This is a genomic window from Stenotrophomonas sp. TWI273 (assembly GCF_039674765.1).
In the GTDB taxonomy this organism is placed as follows: domain Bacteria; phylum Pseudomonadota; class Gammaproteobacteria; order Xanthomonadales; family Xanthomonadaceae; genus Stenotrophomonas.
In genome coordinates, this window is record NZ_JBDJOA010000005.1 from 124,773 (window position 1) to 140,767 (window position 15,995).

A 15,995-nucleotide genomic window follows, 5' to 3' on the forward strand; every position below is an offset into this window, starting at 1 on the left:
GCAGCGCCGGCAGGTCGATCCATAACCTGATAGATCTGAATCGAGACGATCCAGATATCGATTTAGATCGTGGCCGGGATTACAGCGCCTGCCAGGTCAGGCCTTCCCCACGGCGGTAGTAGACGTGCGACGCCTTGCCATACAGCGCGCTGGCCTGGACCAGGCCGAAGAAGCGGCCGTCGGCGCTGTTGCCGCGGTGGTCGCCGAGCATCAGCACCTCGCCCGCCGGGACGGTCAGCCCGGTGATATCGGGCCCGCCGCCCTGGCCCAGATCCAGCTGCGCCAGATGCTGGCCGAAGTCTTCGATCTCGCCGACGCCGGCCTGGGCCAGCGGATGGCCATTGATGCTCAGGTGACCATCGTGCAGCTCGACCCGATCCCCGCCGACCGCCGCGATGCGCTTGATCAGGCGGGTGCCGTCCTGCGGTGAATCGAACACCGCCACGTCACCCCGCTGCGGCTGGCCGGTGTGCAGCAGCTCCATCGAGGTGAACGGCAGGCGCACGCCGTAGGCACGCATGTCCACCACCACCCGGTCGCCCGGCATCAGCGTGTGCTGCATCGAGCCGCTGGGCACCTGGTAGTGATTGGCCAAGGTGTCGCGCGCCGCGGCGAGCAGGCCGAGCATCACCAGCAGCGGCAGGGCTTCCTTCCTCAGCCAGCGCAGCAGGCGATGGTCGGTGGCGGCGGCGGCGGCGGGGGTGTCCATACGGGCGCTCCAGGAAGTGTGTGGCTGTGACCGGATGGACGGCGGGCAAGTTCCCTGCCCCGCGCTGAAAAAGCTACGCACTGTTTACGCAGGGGCCGTCCGGTCGGCATCGCGGTTTTACGGGGCGCGGCCGCATCGTGGCGACACCGCGCCGAAGGGCGCTTCGAAGAGACGTTCCATGACCATCCTGCTGATCCGGCACACACCGTCGAACGCCGTGCCGGACGCGTCGCCGCTGCCTGCGCGGGTCGCCGGGCACCGCCTGGCCTGCCGCGACTGCGACTCCCTGCCGACCTTGGTACGCTGCCTGCAGCGTGCCCAGCGCAGCCGCCCGGCACTGGTCCTGATCGCCACCGCGGCGGTCGATGCGCCGCAGTGGGCCCGTTATGGCCAGGCGCTGCGCACCGCGCTGGAGGACCTGCCGGCGCCGTACATCGAGATGGCCAGCAACGACGACGACGCGCTGGACGAGCACCTGCATCCGCAGCATGCTCCGGCCGCGCGGGTGGTGTGCAGCAGCGGCCGCCAGGACGCGTGCCGCCTGTCGTTGGCGATCGCTGCCCATCGCCTGCAGGCCGTGGAGGGCTGAACCATGTCGATCTTCATCATCCGCGGGCCGGAAGCGGCCGGGCAGCTGATCCGTACCGCGCAGCCGTTGCCGCCGCTCGTTCTCAAATCCCTGGTGCACCGTGCGATCGATGCGGGCACCACGGTGGCGATCCGCGCGTGCGGCTCGGAGCAGGAGTTGCTGGACGCCCTGCGCGTGGCCGATCACAGCCGCGGCGAAGTCACCCTGCTCGATCCGGGTGCGTGCGTGGACAGCGCGCGCCTGCAGCGCCTGCTGCCGCATCTGCACAACGCCTACGTGGAAGTGCACGACGACGATGCGCGCGCACCGGAAGCGTGCTTGCCAGCGGAGGTGGGCCAGCGCATCGGCGTGGCGCGCGGCTACTGCGCGCAGAGTTACATGCACGCGCTGGAGATCGCGCTGGATCACCTGGGGTGCAGTGAGATCGCCGAGGGCGTGCACGTGGGGACGTGATGCGCGGGGTCGGTGGGGCGGGTGCTGGGCCCCTATGCCCTTGGAGGCGAAATAAAGGGGGAGGGGGCGGCCGCAGGCCGACGCCGGAGGACATTCGCCGGAAAGGGCATAGGGGCCCAGCGCCCGGCCCAGCGGAGCCGCAACCAAAAAAAACGGCAGGGTTTCCCCTGCCGTTTTCGTTTCAGCGTGTACCGGTGGCAGGCGTATCGGCCAGTCACCGGCGTACCGACCAACGGTCGGTACCTACCGGGATGCCGCGATTACTTCAGGCCACGATTGACCAGCAGCGGTTCCACCGACGGATCCTTGCCGCGGAACTCGCGGTACAGATCCGCCAGCTCCACGCTGTTGCCGCGCGAGAGGATCTTGTCGCGGAACACCTGGCCGTTCTCCGGGGTCAGGCCGCCGTTCTCCTTGAACCACTCGAAGGCGTCGTGGTCGAGCACTTCGGCCCAGAAGTAGGCGTAGTAGCCGGACGAATACCCGCCACCCCAGATGTGATCGAAGTAGCTGGTGCGGTAGCGCGGCGGCACCTGCGGCAGGTCGACCTTGAATTTCTTCAGCGCGGCCGCTTCAAACGGCGCCACGTCCTGCAGCTTGGCGTCGGCCGGCTGGGTGTGCCAGGCCAGGTCGAGCAGGGCCGCCGAGAGGTACTCGGTGGTCGCATAGCCCTGGTTGAAAGTGCGGGCCTTGAGGATCTTGTCGACCAGCGCCTGCGGCATCGGCTCGCCGGTCTTGTAGTTCTTGGCGTAGTTGGCGAAGACCTTCGGGTCCAGCGCCCAATGCTCGTTGAACTGCGAGGGGAACTCGACGAAGTCGCGCGAGGTGCTGGTACCGGCGATGGACGGGTACTTCACCTTCGAGAACATGCCGTGCAGCGCATGGCCGAACTCATGGAACATCGTGGTCACGTCATCGAAGCTCAGCAGCGCGGGCTGGCCGGCGGCGGGCTTGGTGAAGTTGCACACGTTGTAGACCACCGGCTTGGCACCGGTCAGGCCGTCCTGTTCGACGAACACGTCCATCCAGGCACCGCCGGACTTGCTGTCACGCTTGAAGTAGTCGGTGTAGAACAGGGCCAGCGAGGTGCCGTCCTTGTCGAACACTTCATAGACCTTCATGTCCGGATGGTAGGTGGGGATATCGGTACGCGGCTTGAAGGTAATGCCGTACAGCTGCGTGGCGGCGTAGAAGACGCCGTTCTGCAGCACGTTGTCCATCTCGAAGTACGGCTTGATCTGCGATTCGTCCAGGTCGTACTGCGCCTTGCGCACCTGTTCGGCGTAGAAGTCCCAATCGGAGGCAGCAAGCTTGAAACCGCCCTTCTGTGCGTCGATCACCTTCTGCATTTCGCTGATCTCGCCACGCGCCTTGGCGGTCGCGGCCGGCACGGTGTCGGTCAGCAGCTTGAGCGCGGCGGCCGGGGTCTTGGCCATCTGGTCGGCCAGGCTGTAGGCGGCGTAGTTCTCGAAGCCGAGCAGTTTGGCCTTCTGCGCGCGCAGCTGGGCCAGGCGCTGGATGGTCTCGCGCGTGTCGTTGGCGTCGCCCTTTTCAGCACGGGTTTCCGACGCCTTGAGCACGGCGGCGCGCTGCTCGCGGTCGCTCAGCGAGCCGAGCACCGGCTGCTGGGTGGTGTTCTGCAGCGGCAGCAGGTACTTGCCATCGAGGTTGCGGGCCTTGGCATCGGCGGCGGCGGTGTTGATCGCATCCTCGTCCAGGCCGGCCAGCTTGGCCTTGTCATCGACCACCACGGCACCGGCGGCGGTCGCGGCCACCAGACGGGTGTGGAACTGCGTGGCCAGTGTGGTTTCTTCCACGTTGAGCTTGCGCAGCGAGGCCTTGTCGGCATCGTTCAACTGCGCGCCGGCGCGCACGAATTCCTGGTAGTCACGCTCGACCAGGCGCTTCTGCACCGGGTCCAGACCCAGCGCATCGCGCTGGTCGTAGATGGTCTTGATGCGGGCGAACAGCTTCGGGTCGAGGTTGATCTCGTCCTGGTGCTCGGCCAGCTTCGGGGCGACTTCTTCCTGCACCTTCTGGCGTGCATCGTTGGTGTCGGCCTGGACCAGGCCGAAGAAGATGCGCGACACGCGGGTCAGGGTCTCGCCGCTGCGCTCCAGCGCTTCGATGGTGTTGTCGAAGGTGGCCGGCTCGGGGTTGCCGGCGATCTTGCGGACTTCGGCCAGGTGCTGCTTCATGCCTTCGTTGAAGGCCGGCAGGTAGTCACTGTCCTTGATCTTGTCGAACGGCGGCGCCTGGAACGGCAGCGTGCTGGCGCTCAACAGCGGGTTGGCGGACGCATCGGCCGGCTGCTGGGTCGGGGCGGGCTGGGTATCGGTCACGGGGGTGGACTCCTTGCCGGAACAGGCCGCCAGCGCCAGGCTGATGGCAGCGGCCAAAACTACGGTACGCGACATGAAACGGGCTCCTTGGATGAGGGCGCGGGACGGAAAATCCCACAGCCGGTCACCCTACTCCCAAAGCCCGCAGGCGGCATGTGCCGGTCGTGGCGCGTGGCTGTGCGGGCCGTGGGGGCTACCCCGCCCGACCCGCCCGGCGGCGCTCAGACGGTGCCGCGGGTCTTGCCCTGCCAGGGGCGGTAGTACGCGCGGATCGCGGCCATGTCGGCCACGTCGTTGCCGGTGGGATGGAACAACGGGCCGATGCCGATGGTCTTTTCCGGGTAGTGGAAGTACGCGGCCAGCACCGGCACATCGGCCATGCGCGCGATCTTGAGGAAGCCGGCCTTCCAGTGCTGCACCGCCTTGCGCGTGCCTTCCGGGGTGATCGCGTACCACAGGCGGTCCGAGCCCCGGATCAGGCTGACCGCCTGCTCCACGGTGCCCTGCGGCGAGCTGCGGTCCAGCGGGATGACGCCGAGCTTGCGCAGCAGCGGCCCCAGCGGCCACCAGAACAGCGAGGCCTTGCCCAGCACCTTGACCTGCATGCCCAGCGCGATCTTCGCGGCCATGCCCCAGAAGCCATCCCAGTTGGACGAATGCGGGGCGATGATGAACACCACTTTGGGCACATCGGGCAGGGTGCCGGTCACTTTCCAGCCGCCCAGGCGCAGCGTGCAGCGGGCCAGCCAGCGGAGGAAGCGGTTCGGTTTGACCTGCGGCATGTTCGGCGGAACCACCGGCAACAACGGACTTCGGTTGTTCAAGCAATCACTCCCAATTGCGTGTGGTGCGCCCGCGCTTGATCTGCGCGCGCCCCTTTTTGGCGTCCAGACGACGCAGTTTCGACCCGTAGGTCGGCTTGGTGGCCACGCGTGCCTTGGGCACGCTCAGCCCCGCCTGGATGAAGGCGGCCAGTCGATCGCGCGCGTCCTCGCGGTTACGGTCCTGGGTACGGAAACGCTGTGCATCGATGACCAGCACGCCTTCGCCGGTCATGCGCCGGTCGCGGCGGGCCAGCAGGCGCGCGCGCAACGGCTCGGGCAACGAAGGCGAGCCGGCCACGTCGAAGCGCAGCTCGACGGCGGTGGAGACCTTGTTGACGTTCTGGCCACCGGCGCCGCTGGCGCGCACGAACCGCTCGACGAGTTCCGTATCCGGAATCGTCAGGTGCGCGCTGATGGTGACTGGCCCGTTGCCCATGGGCGGCATTGTAAGGGGAGGACCGCCGGTCGGGTGACTGCAACGTGCGTGGATGTCGCCGATAACGTCCTCAATTACGGCCTGATGACGCCATCGCAGGTATTCTCCGGAGTCCACGCAACGCAGGATGCTCCGCCATGTCCCTGATCCGCCCGTTGGCCCGCCGCGGCCTGACCCGCCTCACTCTGGCCCTGGCGCTGGGCCTGGCCGCGATCGCGCCGGCCTTGGCCGCGCCGCCGTCGGATGCCGACATCAACCGCCTGCTGGCCGCCTCGCGCGCGCAGAGCATGCTCGATACGATGCTGCCGCAGATCGAGGCGATGCAGCGCCAGCAGTTCCAGCAGGTGGCGCAGCAGCGTCAGCTGGATGCGACACAGCAGGCCCAGCTGCAGCGGATCGAGCAGCGGACCAGCCAGACCGTGCGTCAGGCGCTGTCCTGGAAGGAGCTGCGGCCGATGTACGTGGATCTGTACAAGCAGACCTTCAGCAAGGAAGACGTGCTGGCGATGGCGGAGTTCTATGAGAGCTCGGCGGGGCAGAGCCTGCTGGACAAGACGCCGGCACTGATGCAGAACGTGATGGTGGCGATCCAGGCCAAGATGCAGCCGCTGTTCGTGGATCTGCAGAAGGACCTGGAAGCGATCGTCAATGAGCCGGCGCCGGCGGCCGCGCCGGCGAAGAAATAACCGGTAGAGCCGACCGTTGGTCGGCTGTCGTGAAGTAGAGCCGACCGTTGGTCGGCTATCGCACGACCCAACCAAACAGATCCATCGCCTTGCGGAATTCGCCGTCCACGGGCGCGCTGATGTCCATCGGCGTGCCGTCCGGGTGCGGGAAGCGCAGGCGCTCGGCGTGCAGGAGCATGCGGTGGATGCCCTGCATGCGGAAGCTGCGGTTGTGGCGACCGTCGCCGTGGCTGGTGTCGCCGATCAGGTGATGCGAGAGGTGCTTGAGGTGGCGGCGGATCTGACGGAACCGGCCGGTCTGCGGCTGGCAGCGCAGCAGGGCGTAACGTGAGGTCTCGAACTCGCCCATCGGAATGGCGATCTCGCCCACGGCGACGCGCTGGAAGTGGGTGATCGCCTGCTTCTTGACCGGCTTGCCGGGGCCGCCATCCAGGTCGTGGTCGACGGTAAAGGCCTCGTCGGCCGGCCAGCCGCGGCAGATCGCGAGGTAATCCTTGGTGACGTCGCCGCCCATCAGCGATTTGCCGAGCACGCTGGCGCTTTCGCGATCAAAGGCGAGCAGCAGGCAGCCGCTGGTGGCGCGGTCCAGGCGATGGACGAGGAAGATCGGCTTGCCGAGCTGTTCGCGCAGGCGGTCGGCGAGGAAGTCGTCTTCGCCCCGGGCGAGCTTGCTGTCGTGGACCATCAGCCCGGCGGGCTTGTTGACCACGGCAAGCTGGTCGTCCAGGTGCAGCAGTTGCAGGGGCGGAAGCGCAACAGGCGCCTCGGCGATGGCCTCTGCCTGCAGCTCGATCGCGCTCATCGGCGCCACCAGGCACTGGCCAGCGAGAACACGCCCGCCGCGCCGGTCACCCAGCTCCACACCGGGGCATCGCCGAAGTACCAGCCACCTGGCTGCAGGCCATACAGCACCGCAGCGACGATCATCAGGCCGACGCCGGCGATCGCGGCCACCGCGCGCTTCTGCAGCTTCTGCACGCTGACGTTCAGCGCCGCCAGATCGCGCGAGCGCATCGACAATTCGTGGTCGCCTTCCACCTGCTGGCGCAGCCAGGCGTGGACCAGGCGCGGCATGTCCGGCGTATGCGTCATGATTTCAGGCAGGCGCTTGCGCACTTCCTTGAGCACGCGGCGCGGGCTGTAACGCTCGCGCAGGATGCGTTCCAGCACCGGCCGCGCGACCGCCCAGATGTCCAGTTCCGGATCGAGCTGACGGCCGACACCTTCGATGTTGAGCAGTGTCTTCTGCAGCAGGATCAGCTGCGGCTGCAGCGTGAGCTCGTAGCGCTGGGCCACGCGGAACAGCTTGATCAGCACCTCGGCCAGCGAGATCTGCGACAGCGGGCGGGTGAAATAGGGTTCGCACACCGAACGCGCGGCCGCTTCGAGTTCATCGATGCGCACGTTGTTGGGCATCCAGCCGGCCTCGACATGCAGCGCGGCCATGCGCCGGTAATCCTTGTTGAAGATGGCCATGAAGTTCTCGGCCAGGTAGTACTGATCTTCTTCGGACAGCTGGCCCATGATGCCGAAATCCAGCGCGATGAAGCGCGGGTTGTCGCGGCGCGCCGGATCGGTGTCGACCCAGATATTGCCGGCGTGCGCATCGGCGTGGAAGAAGTTGTCGCGGAACACCTGGGTGTAGAACACCCGCACGCCCTTGGCGGCCAGCGCCTTGCGGTCGATGCCGGCCTTGTCCAGCGCGACGATGTCGTCCGAGGGAATGCCCCACACGCGCTCCAGGGTCAGCGCGCGCTCGGCGGTATGGCTCCAGATCACTTCCGGTACGTACAGATCGTCCGAGTCGATCCAGTTGCGGCGCAGCACGCTGGCATTGGCGCCTTCGCGCTGCAGGTCCAGCTCGGCGGCCAGGGTGTTTTCGACTTCGGCGACCACCTCGCGCGGGCGGATCTTGTCGGCGCGCGGGTGCGCGCGCTCGATCAGCGCGGCGGCCGACTTGAGCAGCGCGATGTCGGCGTCGATCTGCTTTTCGATGTCCGGGCGCAGCACCTTGACCACCACCTGGCGCCCATCGGCGAGCGTGGCCGCGTGCACCTGCGCGATCGAGGCCGAGGCCAGCGGCTGCAGATCGAAGCTGGCGAACGCTTCGCTGACCGGGCGCCCGAGCGCACGCTCGACGATGGCCTGCGCGGCGGCGCCATCAAACGGTTTGACCCGGTCCTGCAGCAGGGTGAGTTCGTTGGCGACATCGGCCGGGATCAGGTCACGGCGGGTGGAGAGGATCTGGCCGAACTTGACGAAGATCGGGCCCAGGTCCTGCAGCGCCAGGCGCAGGCGCGCACCGCGCGACTGTGCGGCGATGTCGGCCGAGGCGCGTGGCACGAACGGCTTGGCCAGGCGCAGCCAGCGTTCGGCCGGGGTGCCCTGGAGCAGATCGTCGAGGCGGTAGCGCAGGATGATGCGGCCGATGCGGCTGGCCCGGAAGATCGCCTTCATGCGCCCACCTGCCGCAGGCGCTGGACGCGCACGGCCATGCGTTCAACGTCGTCGCGCATCACGTCCACATCGTCGTGGAAGGCATCCAGTTCTGCTCGGGGTACCACGTCGCGCGACTCCTCGGTGACAAATTCAGCGGCGCTGTGCGCCAGGTCGGACGCGCCGCGGCGGGCGTGCTGCAGTGCCGAGCGCAGGGTATTGGCGATCTGCACGCCCATGACCTCGCCGAACACGCGCACGAACGGCTGCTGCCAGTCCGGATCGAAACGGGTCGCCAGCTGCTGCAGGCGGCGGGCCAGCTCGGCATCGCCGGAGACCTTGACCCGCCCGGCCGGCGCATCACCGCCACGGCGTGCATTGGCCAGGAACGGCAGCTGGGCCAGCACCCCGCCCAGCGTGCTGCGCACGGCCAGGTCCGGCTCCTGCTGCGGATCGACCGGGCCGACCGTGAGCCGCTCACCGTCCACCCCGATCCGCATCGCCAACGCAGGCGATTCCAGGGTCAGGGCGATGTGGCGGCCATCCAGCGCGGCCAGCGCGCTGCGGGTGTCCGGGTCCAGCGCCAGCGCGCGGTTGAGCGTGAGCTGCAGCGCATTGCCAGCCAGCGGCTTGAGGGAAGAGAGCAGGGAACGGGCCATCACCGCATTCTACCGTGCCCCCTTGAACGGCGGGCGTCCGCGGGCATCACGCGTTGCGCGTTTTGCCATGCACCGCGCGCCGGTCCATCCTGTGTGGTTCCAGAAGAGGCAGGAGCGGCAACAGGCATGGGCAAGACCCGGGTAGGCATCATCTTCGGCGGCCGTTCGGCCGAGCACGAGGTCTCGCTGCAATCGGCGAAGAACATCCTCGATGCACTGGACAAGGACCGCTTCGAGGTCAGCCTGATCGGCATCGACAAGCAGGGCCAGTGGCACGTCAGCGACCCGCGCGACTTCCTGCTCAATGCCAGCGACCCGGCACGGATCGCGCTGCACCGCTCGGGCAATGCGGTGGCGGTGCGGCCGGGCCTGGAGCGCCAGCAGCTGGTCCCGACCGATCCGGCCACCGCGCTGGAGCAGATCGACGTGGTGTTCCCGATCGTGCACGGCACGCTGGGCGAGGATGGCTCGCTGCAGGGCCTGCTGCGCATGGCCAACCTGCCCTTCGTGGGCTCGGGCGTGCTCGGCTCGGCGGTGGCGATGGACAAGGACGTGGCCAAGCGCCTGCTGCGCGATGCCGGGCTGGCGGTGGCGCCGTTCGCCTGCTTCAACCGGGTCACGGCGGCCCGGGCCGATTACCCCGCGCTGGTCGCCGCGCTGGGCACGCCATTGTTCGTGAAGCCGGCCAACCAGGGCTCCTCGGTGGGCGTGAGCAAGGTGCGCACTGAAGCGGAATTCCATGCCGCGCTCGCGCTGGCACTCTCGTTCGATCACAAGGCGCTGGTGGAATCGGCGATCGACGGCCGCGAGATCGAATGCGCGGTGCTGGGCAACGAGCACCCCGAAGCCAGCGTCTGTGGCGAGGTGGTCGTGCACGATGATTTCTATTCCTACGACACCAAGTACATCAGCGAAAGCGGTGCGGACATCGTGGTGCCGGCGGCCATCACCGATGCGGAGCAGTCCCGTATCCGGGAAATCGCCGTGCAGGCCTACCAGGCACTGGATTGTGCCGGCCTGGCACGCGTGGATGTGTTCCTGACCTCGGCTGGCGAGGTGGTGATCAACGAGATCAACACGCTGCCCGGCTTCACCCGGATCAGCATGTACCCGAAGTTGTGGGCGGCCAGTGGGCTGGATTACACCGCGCTGATCACGCGGCTGCTGGAACTGGCGATGGCGCGGCACGCGCACGAGCGCGATCTGCGCAGCTCCATCGCAACGACGGCCTGAACATCGTTGCCGATGTCAGGCCGTCGTGATTTCCGCAGCGCGTCCCACGCCGGAGAGAGGTGGCGCGGGACGCGCCGGACACTAGGTCCGCTTGCGGAACATCGACACCACCGCCAGGATCAGGAAGACGACGAACAGGATCCAGGCAACGTTGCTGGCAGCGCCGGCAATGCCCGAGAAACCCAGTACCGCCGCGATGATGGCGATGACAAAAAAGATGACGGCGTAATGCAGCATGTCGACCCTCGCGTTGATGCGTGCCGGAGTTGGCGTGGGGCCATGTTCACCAACCTGCGGTGTTCAGGGAGTGATGGAATCCTGTGCGTTCGATGAAGATGCCAGCCGGGCCAGCCCTTCTTCGATGCTGACCCGGGGCACATAGCCGAAGTCGCGGCGCGCCGGTTCCATGCTGTACCAGTGCGGGGTGCACAGCTGCTCGGCCAGGAAGCGCGTCATCGGCGGTTCGCCGCGCAGGCGCAGCAGCGGCCACAGCCGCTCGCAGACCGCGCCGATCCGGTAGGCCGCCTTGAAGCTGATCGACTTCGTCACCGGCGGGGCCTCCACGGCGGCCAGCAGCTTGTTGAGCAGCTCGCGCATCGGCAGCGGCTCGCCGTTGGAAATGAAGTACGCCTTGCCGGCGCAGGCCGCGCCCGGGGCCAGGTGTTCCAGAGCCAGGAAGTGGGCGAGTGCGGCGTTGTCGATGTAGGTGGTATCGACCTTGTTCTGCCCATCACCGACAAAGCGCAGGCGGCCGGCCCGGGCGCGCTCGGCCAGGCGCGGCACCAGCTGCTGGTCACCCGGGCCCCAGATCAGCCGGGGCCGCAACGCGACGGTGGCCAGCTGCGCATCGTTGGCGGCCAGCACGCGCTGCTCGGCGATGGCCTTGGTGGCCGCATACGGTGCCTGGAAGTTTTCGCCATACGGCACCTCGTCCGCACCCAGGCCCTCGACCGGATGGGTGGCGCGATGGGTCACGCTGGGCGTGGAGGTGTAGACCAGCTTGCCCACGCCGTGCGCGCGGCAGGCCGCGATGACGTTGTCGGTGCCGACCACGTTGGCCTGGTGGTAGCTGTCATAGCTGCCCCACGCACCGGCCTTGGCCCCGTTGTGGAGGACCGCATCGACCCCGGCCACCGCATGCATTACTGCCTGCGCATCGGCCAGATCACCGCGGATCTGGCCCACGCCCATCGCCTGCAGCGCGGGGTAATGGCCGCGGTTGAACGCCAGTACCTGGTGACCGCGCTCGATCAGCCCCTTGCACAGGGCCTGGCCGAGGAAGCCGCCGCCACCGGTCACGAGGATCTTCATGCGTGCTGCTCCAGTTGCGCGGTGGCCCAGACCGCGAGCTTCTCGCGGCCGATCTTTGCGTTGTGGCGGATGTCGACCGGGAAGCCCGGGTGGAGCAGGAAGCGCTCGATGCGCGCGGTATGCGCGTGCGCGGCGGCCTCGCGGCGCAGCCGCTCGACCAGCGCGGGGGAATCGACGGTACCGGGCAGCAGCTCGTAGCACAGCACCGGCACCTGCCGGCCCGGTGCACCCACGCCGACCAGCGCGGTGCGGGCGAGGCCATCGAGCGCGTTGAACACCGGCTCGACCTGCTCGGTGTAGAGCGGGCCCTGCGCGGTTTCCACGCGCTGGGTCTTGCGCCCACAGAACCACAGCCGGCCCTGCGCATCGAAGTAGCCGACATCGCCCATCCGGTGCACGACACGCGTGCTGCCATCGGCCAGGGTTTCGGTGATCTTCGCCGCCGCGGTGGCCTGCGGGCGGTTGAAGTAGCTGTCGGTGGCGGTCGGGCCGGCCACGGTGATCTCGCCCACCTCGCCGGCGGCCAGCACGCGCGCCTGCGACCAGCCCGGCAGCGGCGCGTCATCGATGGCGATGATGCGCACCTCGTTCGGCGCGACCACGCGGCCGACACAGGTGCCCGCGCCGGCCTCGGTGGCCTGGCGGGTGTTCTCCAGCTCGCGGCCTTCGATCACGGCCACCGGCAGGCACTCGGTGGCGCCGTAGGGGGTCCAGAACTGGGCGTCATCGGGCAGCAGGCGGCGGATGCGCGCGACCACGTCGGGCGGCACCGGCGCACCGGCCGAGGTCACCCGGCGCACGCTCGGCAGCGGCTGGCCGTGATCGGCCAGCACCCGCATCAGCGCCGGCGAGCCGAACAGCTGGGTGACGCCGAAGCGGTTGATGGCGTCATGCAGCTTGCGCGGATCGGCCTGGGCCGGGCGGGTCGGGTCCATGTCCGGGATCACCGAGGTCAGCCCCAGCGCCGGATCGAACAGCGCGAACGGCGGGAAGGTCGGCAGGTCCACCCCGCCCGGCGCCATCCCGAAGGCGGCGCGCAGCAGCTCGACCTGGCCGACGAAATGACGGTGGCGGTAGACCACGCCCTTGGGCACGCCGGTGGAGCCGCTGGTGAACAGGATCGCCGCGACATCCTCGCCATCGGTCGGGGCCAGCGCAGGTGCCGCCGTGGCGCCTTGGGCTTCCAGCCGGGCCAGGGTGGTGCCACCCCAGCCCCAGCGACGGCCGACGGTCACCAGCAGGCGCGCAGAGCGGCACCAGCGCAGCACCAGGCGCGCCATGTGGGCCAGGCCGATGCCGATGAAGGCCTCCGGCTGGGCCTCGTCCAGACATTGCTTCAGCGCGCGCTTGTCGATGCCCGGGTCGACCAGCACCGGGACCGCGCCGTTCTTGAACAGCGCGAACATCAGCAGGAAGAATTCCGGCGAGGGCCGCACCATCACCACCGCGCGCACGCCGCGGCCGATGCCGTGCGCGGCCAGCCCGGCCGCCATCGCATCGCTGCGGGCGTTGAGGGTGCGGTAATCCAGGGTGACGTCATAACGCGCCATGCCGCCGGGCCCGGGCTTGCCGGGGCAGCGGATGGCGATCTGGTCGGGGCGTTCACGGGCCAGCTCGGGCAGGCGCGCGGCGATATTGATGGCGCTGTTCATCCGTTCATTGTCGCCGCTGCAGAAAAATCTTGCGCGCCGGCCGAGGGCGTGGAAAATTCGCGGCCTTCCCACCCATCCACGCATGGCGTGGATCTACGCGTCTCCAGCCGGTGCCCCCATGCCCCATCCCTGCCTCACCTGCGGCGCCTGCTGCACCCAATACCGTGTGGCCTTCCACTGGATGGAATCGGACGAGGTCACCCCCGGTGGCGTCCCGCACGAGCTCACCCAGGTGCTGGACCCGCACCGGCTGTGCATGCGCGGCACGCTGTCCAAGCCGGTGTACTGCGTGGCGCTGGATGCAGAGATCGGCGTGTACTCGCGCTGCAGCATCCACCCCAACCGCCCCAGCGTCTGCCGTGAGGTGGATGCCTCGTGGGAGTACGGCAAGGCCAGCCCCCAGTGCGACAAGGCGCGCGTGGCGCACGGCATGCCGGCGCTGACCCTGGCCGATTGGCGCTGGCGGGACGAGGCGGACAATGACGATGATCATCCCGATGACAACGGCAATTCCCCGGCACCGCCGCAGGCACCGATCGCAGCGTAGTTGGGGGCGCCGGGTGTTATGACGCCGGGGCAGAAGCAGCCGACCAGAAAGCAGCCGACCAACGGTCGGCTCTACCGACGGGGTCGGATGCGACCCAGCGTCAATACCAACGGCTCAGATCGGGTTCGCGTCCAGAAACGCGCGGATCTTCGGCACCAGCACCTCGTGCTTGTCTTCCAGCACGTAATGCCCGGCATCCTCGAAGGCATGCACCTGCGCCTGCGGCAGTGCGGCCTGGAAGCCGGCCAGGAAGTGGTGGTCGAACACGAAGTCACGCAGGCCCCAGCCGATGAAGGCCGGGCGGTCGGCGAACGAAGGAAGCGCCTCACCGGCGCGCGCCAGCAGCGACCAGGCCTTGTCGGCCGGTGACAGCGGGATGTCCTGCATGAAGCGGATGGTGCTGATGCGGTTGGCGTAGCTGTTGTACGGCGACACGTAGGCGCGGCGCACCTCGGCCGGCATCTTCCGCTCCACGCCCAGCCACGAGGCACCGGACGAGAAGGCGTTGAAGGTGCGGATGATCCACTCACCCACCGTCCAGTGGCGGCCCAGCGCGATCTGCCACGGCATTTTCTTCGCGGCCGGCATCGGGAAGGCGGCGGTGTTGAGCACCACCAGGCGCTTGACCTGCGCGTGGTGCGACAGCGCCCAGCCGAAGCCGATCATGCCGCCCCAGTCGTGCACGGCCAGGGTCACCGGGCCGGTGATGCCCAGGTGCGCGAGCAGCGCGTCGAGGTCATCCACGCGCGACTGCAGGGTGTAGTCGTAGTGCGCGTCATCGGGCTTGTCCGACAGGCCCATGCCGATATGGTCCGGCACGATGCAGCGGTATCTGTCCGACAACCCGGCCACCAGGGTGCGCCAGTAATAGCTCCACGACGGATTGCCGTGGACCATCACCACCACCTCGCCATCGCGCGGGCCTTCGTCGAGATAGTTCATCGACAGGCCGGGGCGCACCTCGAAGCGGTGCGGATGGGCGGGGTAACCGGGCAGCTGGGGCATGCAAACGCACCTGTGAAAAGGGCCGGCAGAACCGGCCCTTGATGTTCAATTCCAACGCCGCAGCAGCCTGCGGCGACTGGTTTACCAGACCACTTCGGCCATCGAGCAGTTCAGGCCCGAGCCGATGCCGAGCAGCGCGATGCGATCACCCTTCTTCAGCTTGCCCAGCTGCTTGAGCTTGCTCAGCACGATCGGCACCGAAGCCGGGCCGATGTTGCCGTGCTCGCCGAAGATCGTCATCACCTTCTTCGGGTCGATGCCGAAGTTCTTGATGAAGGCGGCGGTGTGCGGCTGGCTGACCTGGTGGATGACGAACTGGTCCAGTTCCTCCACGGCCCAGCCCAGCGCTTCACGGGCGGCCACGAAGGTCTTCTGTGCAAGCTTGATGCCTTCGATCAGCAGCATGCGGGTGTCGGTGACCATGCGGTCCAGGTTGCCCCGGCACAGCTGGTTCCACTCGGTGGCCGAGCGGGTCACGCCACCGCGGTAACGCGGGGCATCGGGCACCAGCTCGGTGCGCGCCATGACCATCGCCGCGGCACCGCAGCCCAGGGTCAGCGCGGCCATCTCGTTGCGGAAGTCATCGGCGGTCACGCCCGGCAGGGCCATGCGCTCGAGGGTCTTCTCGTACACCAGGTTGGCGGTTTCACCGTCGACGATCAGCGCGTAGTCGATCTCGCCGCGTTCGAGCATGCGGGCGGCGATGTCCATGCCGTTGATGAAGGCCAGGCAGGCATTGGCGACGTCGAAGGTCATGCATTCATCGCCGACCCCCAGGTTGCCCGAGACGATGCTGGCCGTGGACGGCTCCAGGTAGTCGCGGCTGACCGAGGTGTTGACCAGCAGGCCGATCTTGTCGGCGCCGATCCCGGCGTCTTCCAGTGCTTTGCGGGCGGCCAGCGTGGCGGCGTCGGAGGCCAGCATGTCGGCATCCCACAGGCGGCGGGCGTGGATGCCCGCGATATCGCCGAGCACATCGGTACGGATGCCAAGGCGATCCAGCGTCGGCTTCAGCCGTTCGTTGATTTCCTTGGACGTCAGCGTGTGCGGCGCGTCGATGTGCGCCAAGCCGGCGATCGATACATTCTTGAAGAGCATCAGTTAGCGCCAAGG

17 protein-coding genes are annotated in these 15,995 nt (G+C 68.0%); 5 read left to right on the top strand and 12 right to left on the bottom strand.

Going from position 1 to position 15,995, the window contains the following annotated elements; genetic code table 11:
- Positions 1-79: 79 nt before the first annotated feature.
- Positions 80-709, bottom strand: a complete 630-nt coding sequence (gene lepB, locus ABE571_RS08775) for a signal peptidase I (RefSeq protein WP_346493567.1) — start codon at positions 707-709, stop codon at positions 80-82.
- A 178-nt stretch (positions 710-887) separates the two neighbouring features.
- On the opposite strand from lepB, the gene ABE571_RS08780 reads away from it, so the two are divergent.
- Both ABE571_RS08780 and ABE571_RS08785 read left to right on the top strand, forming a co-directional pair.
- Positions 888-1,298 carry a hypothetical protein gene (locus ABE571_RS08780; protein ID WP_346493568.1) on the top strand — a complete coding sequence of 137 codons (411 nt, stop codon included), beginning with the start codon at positions 888-890 and terminating at the stop codon, positions 1,296-1,298.
- 3 nt (positions 1,299-1,301) lie between these two features.
- Complete coding sequence (locus tag ABE571_RS08785) at positions 1,302-1,751, top strand: 3-dehydroquinate dehydratase (protein ID WP_346465407.1); 450 nt, start codon at positions 1,302-1,304, stop codon at positions 1,749-1,751.
- Between the two features lie 260 nt (positions 1,752-2,011).
- Here the strand turns inward: ABE571_RS08785 and dcp are convergent, their stop codons facing one another.
- From dcp to arfB, 3 genes are all read right to left on the bottom strand, one after another.
- A complete protein-coding gene (gene dcp, locus ABE571_RS08790; RefSeq protein ID WP_346493569.1) occupies positions 2,012-4,168 on the bottom strand; it encodes a peptidyl-dipeptidase Dcp in 2,157 nt (718 codons plus the stop codon).
- A gap of 146 nt (positions 4,169-4,314) precedes the next feature.
- Positions 4,315-4,875, bottom strand: a complete 561-nt coding sequence (locus tag ABE571_RS08795) for a lysophospholipid acyltransferase family protein (RefSeq protein ID WP_313208918.1) — start codon at positions 4,873-4,875, stop codon at positions 4,315-4,317.
- Between the two features lie 46 nt (positions 4,876-4,921).
- The gene (arfB, locus tag ABE571_RS08800) at positions 4,922-5,353 is read right to left on the bottom strand and encodes an alternative ribosome rescue aminoacyl-tRNA hydrolase ArfB (RefSeq protein WP_121044396.1); all 432 of its coding nucleotides are present in this window, start codon (positions 5,351-5,353) and stop codon (positions 4,922-4,924) included.
- Between the two features lie 137 nt (positions 5,354-5,490).
- Here arfB and ABE571_RS08805 point away from each other — a divergent pair, with 137 nt between their 5' ends.
- Positions 5,491-6,039, top strand: a complete 549-nt coding sequence (locus tag ABE571_RS08805; RefSeq protein WP_346462722.1) for a DUF2059 domain-containing protein — start codon at positions 5,491-5,493, stop codon at positions 6,037-6,039.
- A 55-nt stretch (positions 6,040-6,094) separates the two neighbouring features.
- Here the strand turns inward: ABE571_RS08805 and ABE571_RS08810 are convergent, their stop codons facing one another.
- From ABE571_RS08810 to ABE571_RS08820, 3 genes are read right to left on the bottom strand one after another with little or no spacing between them, the layout of a single operon-like run.
- A complete protein-coding gene (locus ABE571_RS08810) occupies positions 6,095-6,841 on the bottom strand; it encodes a pseudouridine synthase (RefSeq protein ID WP_313208912.1) in 747 nt (248 codons plus the stop codon).
- Complete coding sequence (ubiB, locus tag ABE571_RS08815) at positions 6,838-8,496, bottom strand: ubiquinone biosynthesis regulatory protein kinase UbiB (RefSeq protein ID WP_259260576.1); 1,659 nt, start codon at positions 8,494-8,496, stop codon at positions 6,838-6,840. Before ubiB ends, ABE571_RS08810 begins: the two co-directional genes overlap by 4 nt.
- A complete protein-coding gene (locus ABE571_RS08820) occupies positions 8,493-9,134 on the bottom strand; it encodes an SCP2 sterol-binding domain-containing protein (protein ID WP_019184871.1) in 642 nt (213 codons plus the stop codon). The genes ubiB and ABE571_RS08820 overlap by 4 nt, the downstream gene beginning before the upstream one ends.
- Before the next feature lie 126 nt (positions 9,135-9,260).
- On the opposite strand from ABE571_RS08820, the gene ddlA reads away from it, so the two are divergent.
- Positions 9,261-10,367 carry a D-alanine--D-alanine ligase gene (ddlA, locus tag ABE571_RS08825; RefSeq protein ID WP_313208913.1) on the top strand — a complete coding sequence of 369 codons (1,107 nt, stop codon included), beginning with the start codon at positions 9,261-9,263 and terminating at the stop codon, positions 10,365-10,367.
- 81 nt (positions 10,368-10,448) lie between these two features.
- Here the strand turns inward: ddlA and ABE571_RS08830 are convergent, their stop codons facing one another.
- The 3 genes from ABE571_RS08830 to oleC all read right to left on the bottom strand — a co-directional run bounded on the left by ABE571_RS08830 (position 10,449) and on the right by oleC (position 13,330).
- On the bottom strand, positions 10,449-10,604 hold the full coding sequence (locus ABE571_RS08830; RefSeq protein ID WP_019184873.1) for a DUF1328 domain-containing protein: 156 nt from the start codon (positions 10,602-10,604) through the stop codon (positions 10,449-10,451).
- Positions 10,605-10,667: 63 nt separating this feature from the next.
- Positions 10,668-11,678: a 2-alkyl-3-oxoalkanoate reductase gene (gene oleD, locus ABE571_RS08835; RefSeq protein ID WP_346465397.1), complete on the bottom strand. Its 1,011-nt coding sequence runs from the start codon at positions 11,676-11,678 to the stop codon at positions 10,668-10,670.
- Positions 11,675-13,330, bottom strand: coding sequence for an olefin beta-lactone synthetase (oleC, locus tag ABE571_RS08840; RefSeq protein ID WP_346462725.1), 1,656 nt, complete (start codon positions 13,328-13,330; stop codon positions 11,675-11,677). Before oleC ends, oleD begins: the two co-directional genes overlap by 4 nt.
- Positions 13,331-13,448: 118 nt before the next feature.
- Here oleC and ABE571_RS08845 point away from each other — a divergent pair, with 118 nt between their 5' ends.
- Positions 13,449-13,877 (top strand): YkgJ family cysteine cluster protein, encoded by a 429-nt coding sequence (locus ABE571_RS08845; protein WP_152154128.1) that lies wholly within the window; start codon positions 13,449-13,451, stop codon positions 13,875-13,877.
- A 114-nt stretch (positions 13,878-13,991) separates the two neighbouring features.
- Here ABE571_RS08845 and ABE571_RS08850 read toward each other — a convergent pair whose 3' ends face one another.
- Together ABE571_RS08850 and ABE571_RS08855 are read right to left on the bottom strand one after the other, a co-directional pair.
- Positions 13,992-14,882, bottom strand: a complete 891-nt coding sequence (locus ABE571_RS08850) for an alpha/beta fold hydrolase (protein WP_346462726.1) — start codon at positions 14,880-14,882, stop codon at positions 13,992-13,994.
- 81 nt (positions 14,883-14,963) lie between these two features.
- Positions 14,964-15,980, bottom strand: a complete 1,017-nt coding sequence (locus ABE571_RS08855) for a 3-oxoacyl-ACP synthase III (RefSeq protein ID WP_019184878.1) — start codon at positions 15,978-15,980, stop codon at positions 14,964-14,966.
- Between the last annotated feature and the right edge of the window lie 15 nt (positions 15,981-15,995).

What these genes read in the sequence shown, in the direction of transcription:
- ABE571_RS08820 (WP_019184871.1), bottom strand. Translation starts at nt 9,134, where the DNA reads ATGGCCCGTTCCCTGCTCTCTTCCCTCAAGCCGCTGGCTGGCAATGCG.
- oleD (WP_346465397.1), bottom strand. Translation starts at nt 11,678, where the DNA reads ATGAAGATCCTCGTGACCGGTGGCGGCGGCTTCCTCGGCCAGGCCCTG.
- ABE571_RS08845 (WP_152154128.1), top strand. Translation starts at nt 13,449, where the DNA reads ATGCCCCATCCCTGCCTCACCTGCGGCGCCTGCTGCACCCAATACCGT.
- dcp (WP_346493569.1), bottom strand. Translation starts at nt 4,168, where the DNA reads ATGTCGCGTACCGTAGTTTTGGCCGCTGCCATCAGCCTGGCGCTGGCG.
- ddlA (WP_313208913.1), top strand. Translation starts at nt 9,261, where the DNA reads ATGGGCAAGACCCGGGTAGGCATCATCTTCGGCGGCCGTTCGGCCGAG.
- ABE571_RS08780 (WP_346493568.1), top strand. Translation starts at nt 888, where the DNA reads ATGACCATCCTGCTGATCCGGCACACACCGTCGAACGCCGTGCCGGAC.
- lepB (WP_346493567.1), bottom strand. Translation starts at nt 709, where the DNA reads ATGGACACCCCCGCCGCCGCCGCCGCCACCGACCATCGCCTGCTGCGC.
- oleC (WP_346462725.1), bottom strand. Translation starts at nt 13,330, where the DNA reads ATGAACAGCGCCATCAATATCGCCGCGCGCCTGCCCGAGCTGGCCCGT.
- ABE571_RS08810 (WP_313208912.1), bottom strand. Translation starts at nt 6,841, where the DNA reads ATGAGCGCGATCGAGCTGCAGGCAGAGGCCATCGCCGAGGCGCCTGTT.
- ABE571_RS08830 (WP_019184873.1), bottom strand. Translation starts at nt 10,604, where the DNA reads ATGCTGCATTACGCCGTCATCTTTTTTGTCATCGCCATCATCGCGGCG.
- ABE571_RS08805 (WP_346462722.1), top strand. Translation starts at nt 5,491, where the DNA reads ATGTCCCTGATCCGCCCGTTGGCCCGCCGCGGCCTGACCCGCCTCACT.
- ABE571_RS08785 (WP_346465407.1), top strand. Translation starts at nt 1,302, where the DNA reads ATGTCGATCTTCATCATCCGCGGGCCGGAAGCGGCCGGGCAGCTGATC.
- ABE571_RS08795 (WP_313208918.1), bottom strand. Translation starts at nt 4,875, where the DNA reads ATGCCGCAGGTCAAACCGAACCGCTTCCTCCGCTGGCTGGCCCGCTGC.
- ABE571_RS08850 (WP_346462726.1), bottom strand. Translation starts at nt 14,882, where the DNA reads ATGCCCCAGCTGCCCGGTTACCCCGCCCATCCGCACCGCTTCGAGGTG.
- arfB (WP_121044396.1), bottom strand. Translation starts at nt 5,353, where the DNA reads ATGGGCAACGGGCCAGTCACCATCAGCGCGCACCTGACGATTCCGGAT.
- ABE571_RS08855 (WP_019184878.1), bottom strand. Translation starts at nt 15,980, where the DNA reads ATGCTCTTCAAGAATGTATCGATCGCCGGCTTGGCGCACATCGACGCG.
- ubiB (WP_259260576.1), bottom strand. Translation starts at nt 8,496, where the DNA reads ATGAAGGCGATCTTCCGGGCCAGCCGCATCGGCCGCATCATCCTGCGC.